Here is a 4,901-nt window from a genome sequence, read left to right as displayed (position 1 = left end):
TAGCCTGCCGGTGTCGGGCGGGCCGGTGCCGGTTCGGCCCGGACGGGTCCGCGCCGAACCGGTGATGGGCACCGTCGTCAGCATCGACGTCCGCACCCCGCTCGCCTCAGCGGATCTGGCGGCGGCGATCGAGGCGGCGGCCGCGGTCCTGCACCGGGCGGACGAGGATTTCAGTACGTTCCTGCCCGGGTCCTGGGTCTCTCGAATCCGGCGCGGCGAGGTCGACCTCGCCGCCTGTCCCGACCACGTCCGCGAGGTCTACCGGGTGGCCCGCGCCTGCCGGGAGCGGACCGGCGGCAGGTTCGACCCGGCGTGGCGGGGCGACGGCACGCTGGACCCCACCGGTCTGGTCAAGGGCTGGGCTGCCGAGGCGGCCTCCCGGGTGCTGACTGACGCCGGAGCCGCGGACCACTGCGTCAATGCGGCGGGGGACCTGCGGGCCAGGGGTGTCGCATCGGCGCCGGGGCGACCCTGGCGGGTGGGGGTGTCGGATCCCTTCGACCGGAGCCGGCTCGTCGCGGTGGTCGAGGGCACCGAGCTGGCCGTCGCCACCTCGGGGGTGTTGGAGCGGGGCGCGCACGTGATCGACCCGCGCACCGGCATCCCGGCGACCGAGCTCGTCGCGGTCACCTTCGTTGGACCGGACCTCACCCTGGCGGACGCCTACGCCACGGCCGTCCTCGCCGCCGGCCGGGACGCGTGGACCCTGCTTGCCGATCTTGCTCGGGAGGGATGGGCCTGGCTGATCGTCGATGCCGTCGGTCGGCTGGACCATTCGGGGGGATTCCCCGGCCAGGTGGCCGCCGCCGCGTCCGCACTCCCCGCATCACTCCCCGCATCACTCCCCGCATCACTCCCCGCATCACTCCCCGCATCGGACGGCTACCGTTCCGCGTCCGCCGGATCCCGATGACCGGTCTTCCCGGCGAGCAGGACGAGACTGGGTGGGTGGACCGTCCGATCAGGGTCCTCGTCGTCGACGACGAGGAGGCGATCACCGACCTTGTGACCATGGCACTGCGCTACGAGGGCTTCGACGTACGCGCCGCGCACTCCGGGCAGGCGGCGTTGACACAGGCCGCCCTGTCCCCGCCGGACCTGCTCGTGCTGGACGTCATGCTCCCCGACATCGACGGGTTCGCGGTCTGCGAGCGGCTGCGGCGATCGGGGCAGGGCGTGCCCACCCTGTTCCTGACGGCCCGGGACGCCACCGAGGACAAGGTGCACGGGCTGACCCTCGGCGGGGACGACTACGTGACGAAACCGTTCGCGGTCAGCGAGCTGATCGCCCGGGTCCGGGCAATCCTGCGCCGGGCCGGGGCCGCCGACGGCGCGCCCACGCCGCTGCGTTTCGCCGATCTCGAGCTCGACCCGGAGACCCGCGAGGTGCGGCGCGCCGGGCGGCACGTCGACCTCACCGCCACCGAGTATCGCCTGCTGCACTACCTGCTCGCGAACGCCCGCAAGGTGCTCACCCGGGCCCAACTCCTCGACCACGTCTGGGGACATGACTTCGGCGGTGACGCGCGGGTCCTGGAGACCTACGTCAGCTATCTGCGGCGCAAGATCGACGACGTGCCACCCCCGCTGATCCACACGGTGCGCGGCGTCGGCTACGTGCTGCGCCTGCCGCGTTGAGCCGACCGGTCCTGTCCCTGCGGGCCCGGCTGCTGCTGGCCCTGCTGGCCCTGGTGGGCCTGCTGGCCGTCGGGATGGCTCTCGGCGCCGTCGGCACGCGAGGGGCTCTGGGGGCCTACCTGCGTGGCCGGCTGGACCAGCAGGTCCGGGACGCCCATCCGCTGATGGAGCAGTTGCTCCTGCGGGCCGGCGGGGACGGGGACGGGGATGACCACTACCCAGGTTTCGGCACCACGTTCCTGGTGGGCACCTATGGCGCGTTGTACGACGGCGCCGGCCGCCGGCTCGCCGAGGCCAGCCCCGGCCCGGGTGGCCCGGGTGGCCCGGCGGTGCCGACGCAGCGTCCGGCGGTGTCGGCACGCCTGCTCGCCACCGCCTGGCTGCATCCGGACCTCGCGACCGTCCCGCTGTGCACGGTGGGCGCCGAGGACCATGGCGGCCGGTTCAGGATGCTCGCGGAGCGCTTCGACAACGGATATGTGCTGATCGTCGCCGTGCCCTTCGCGGAGGTGAACGCCACCCTTGACCGGGTCACCAGGATCGAGGCCGTGGCGACCTCGGTGGTCACGGCGGCGCTGGCCGTGCTGGCGTACGTCATCATCCGGCTTGGGCTGCGTCCCCTGACCCGGATCGAGCAGACCGCGGACCGGCGACCTGACCAGGCGGGTCGCCGACGCGGACCGCCGGACCGAGGTGGGTCGGCTCGGGCTCGCCTTCAACGCGATGCTCACCCGGATCGAGGCGGCGTTCCGGGCGCGTGAGGTCTCCGAAGGGCGTCTGCGCCGCTTCGTCGGGGACGCGAGCCACGAGCTGCGGACCCCGTTGACGTCGATCCGCGGGTACGCCGAGATGTTCCACCGCGGCGCCGCGGAGCGGCCCGAGGACCTGGCGATGCTCATGCGCCGCATCGAGGAGGAGTCCGCGCGCATGAGCGAGCTGGTGGATGACCTGCTGCTGCTTGCCCGGCTGGACCAGCGGCCGGTGCTGGAGCGCCAGCCGGTCGACGTCGCGGCGATGGTCCGTGACATCGTCACCGACGCCCGTGTGGTGAGCCTGGGACGGACGATCGAGATCGACGTGCCGCCGATCCTCGAGGTGCTCGGCGATGAGGGCCGGCTGCGGCAGGCCGTCGGCAACCTCGTCCGCAACGCCGTCGTCCACACCCCGCCCGACGCCGGGATCTCCGTCTCCGTGGGCCCCCTCGAAGCCGGCTCCCCGGGGCCGCCGGGCGATGGTCCCACCGACGGGATCGTGGTCTCGGTGGTCGACCACGGTCCGGGCGTCCCCGAGGATGCCGTGGCCCACCTCTTCGAACGCTTCTTCCGGGCCGATGCCGGGCGGTCCCGGGACGCCGGCGGGACCGGTCTGGGCCTGTCCATCGTCGACGCCGTCGCCACCGCGCACGGCGGGCGGGTCGAGTACCGGCTGACCCCGGGCGGCGGGGCGACGTTCCGCCTCGTCCTGCCCGGTCCGTCGTAGCCCGACTGACCTGTTCACCTTCGCCGGAAACGGGCCCGGAGACGTGGCGGGCGCGCGCCAGGCGGCGAAGGGGGCGGAGTTCTGGTTCATCACCTCGGTCGTGCTGGCCGGCGCCCTGGGCCCGCGGCGATCCTGATCAGATAGCTCTGGTAAGATGGCCGCCACCACAGGTGATCGTTTTGAGGGGGTGAGACCCATTTCCGCTGTGTCAGGGTGGGTGCTCTCCTCCCGCGGTCGCGCGGTTCGTTCGAGGTAGGCGATCGGGAGGGTGCCCTTCGGCATCCCGAAAGGCTTCCCGTGTCGACATCCGGCCCCTCTCCTTCCTTTCTCTCCCCTTCTCGTCCGTCCTTTCCCTCCTCTTCTCGTCCGTCTTCCTCACCGTTTTCGTCCCTGCCGCGGTCCGTCGTCGTCACGTGGCTGTGGGCCGCCGGCTGCGTCTTCGCGGAGGACGAGGCACGGCTGCTCGTCAATGCGGCCCGGACCCCGGGCGAACTCGCCGCGATGGTGCAGCGGCGCGTCGCCGGTCTGCCCCTGGAACACGTGCTCGGCTGGGCGGAGTTCCACGGCCTGCGGATAGCTGTGGACCCCGGGGTCTTCGTGCCTCGCCGCCGCACGGAGTTCCTCGTCGATCAGGCGGTCGAACGGGTTGCCGGCCGGTCCCGGCCGGTCACTGTCGTCGATCTGTGCTGTGGCTCGGGGGCGATGGGGGTCGCGCTGGTGGCGGCCCTGCCCGGGATCGAAGTACACGCCGCCGACATCGAACCGGCCGCGGTTCGGTGCGCCCGCCGCAACCTCGCCTCCGCCGGTGGCCGGGTCTACGAGGGTGATCTTTACGAGCCGCTGCCAGCCGTCCTACGGGGCCATGTGGACCTGCTGGCCGCGAATGCCCCCTATGTACCCACCGGCGCGATTGAGCTGATGCCGCCGGAGGCTCGCGAGCACGAGCCGCGGGTGGCGCTCGACGGCGGGGCGGACGGGCTCGATGTTCTGCGGCGGGTGGCCGCCGAGGCGCCGCGGTGGCTGGCCCCGGGCGGTCACCTGCTGGTCGAGACCGGCGAGCGGCAGGCGGCATCGATCGTCGAAGCCAGCGCCCAGGCCGGCCTGATCCCCACGGTCGCCAGTTCCGCCGACCTGAACGCCACCGTCGTCATCGCGACCAGGCCGGCCGCGGCTCCCGTGTCCGCGGTGGGCGCGGCAGCTGGACAGCTGCCGCCAGTCGGGTAGGCCCAGCCCTTATCCGCGGCTGCCCGCGGAAAGGCCGCGGGCAGCCGGATGCGGATGGACCGAAGCCGTCCTCGGTGAATCCCCGGGACCTGCTCGTCAGCCAACAGGAGATGTTTCAGGGCAGGACGTCGTAGGTGTAGGTGTCGGTCATGTCGAGCACGCTGCGGGGGGTCGCCGGCGTGCTCGGCGTGCTCGACGGGGCGAACGGGGAGACCAGCGGGTCGTCGATCCGATGGCCGAGGAGGCTTGCCGGGGCGGTCATGTCCGGCTGGTACACGCGGCCGTGACGCCGCATCCAACCCTCCCAGACACGGTCGACGTTGCAGTGGTGCACGAAGAAGACCGGGTCGTTGGGGGACGACGCCAGCGACATGTCCCTGCCCCCGCCGACCCAGCGGTGGACCTGGTTGTGCAGTCCGGTGCCGATGAAGCCTTCGAGACGGTTGCGGAACCCCCGCGAACTCACGTTGAAGGGAGCCTCGTCGTAGCTCGCGAGTGTCGGATCGGCGACGGTATCGAAGGCTGCGGTGATATCGGCGTTGCTCGGCAGGATCGACGAT

4 protein-coding genes and 1 pseudogene are annotated in these 4,901 nt (G+C 72.3%); 4 read left to right on the top strand and 1 reads right to left on the bottom strand.

The annotated features are described in order from the left end of the window. The 4 genes and pseudogenes from AC08OX_RS14910 to AC08OX_RS14895 all read left to right on the top strand — a co-directional run. A partial coding sequence (locus tag AC08OX_RS14910) for an FAD:protein FMN transferase (RefSeq protein ID WP_476608365.1) occupies positions 1-913 on the top strand: 913 nt, incomplete at its 5' end. Next, positions 910-1,638 (top strand): response regulator transcription factor, encoded by a 729-nt coding sequence (locus AC08OX_RS14905; protein WP_011434703.1) that lies wholly within the window; start codon positions 910-912, stop codon positions 1,636-1,638. The genes AC08OX_RS14910 and AC08OX_RS14905, both read left to right, overlap by 4 nt. 11 nt (positions 1,639-1,649) lie before the next feature. Then, positions 1,650-3,117: pseudogene (locus AC08OX_RS14900) on the top strand (sensor histidine kinase). Positions 3,118-3,414: 297 nt separating this feature from the next. Next, positions 3,415-4,341, top strand: coding sequence for a putative protein N(5)-glutamine methyltransferase (locus AC08OX_RS14895; protein WP_476608364.1), 927 nt, complete (start codon positions 3,415-3,417; stop codon positions 4,339-4,341). A 115-nt stretch (positions 4,342-4,456) separates the two neighbouring features. Here the strand turns inward: AC08OX_RS14895 and AC08OX_RS14890 are convergent. Next, on the bottom strand, positions 4,457-4,901 hold a 445-nt coding region (locus AC08OX_RS14890; protein ID WP_476608363.1), incomplete at its 5' end, for a tyrosinase family protein.

This window comes from Frankia sp. CoBUL1 (assembly GCF_978021245.1).
Note: the sequence above shows the minus strand (reverse complement) of the source record. Positions and strands in the feature narration are given on the sequence as shown.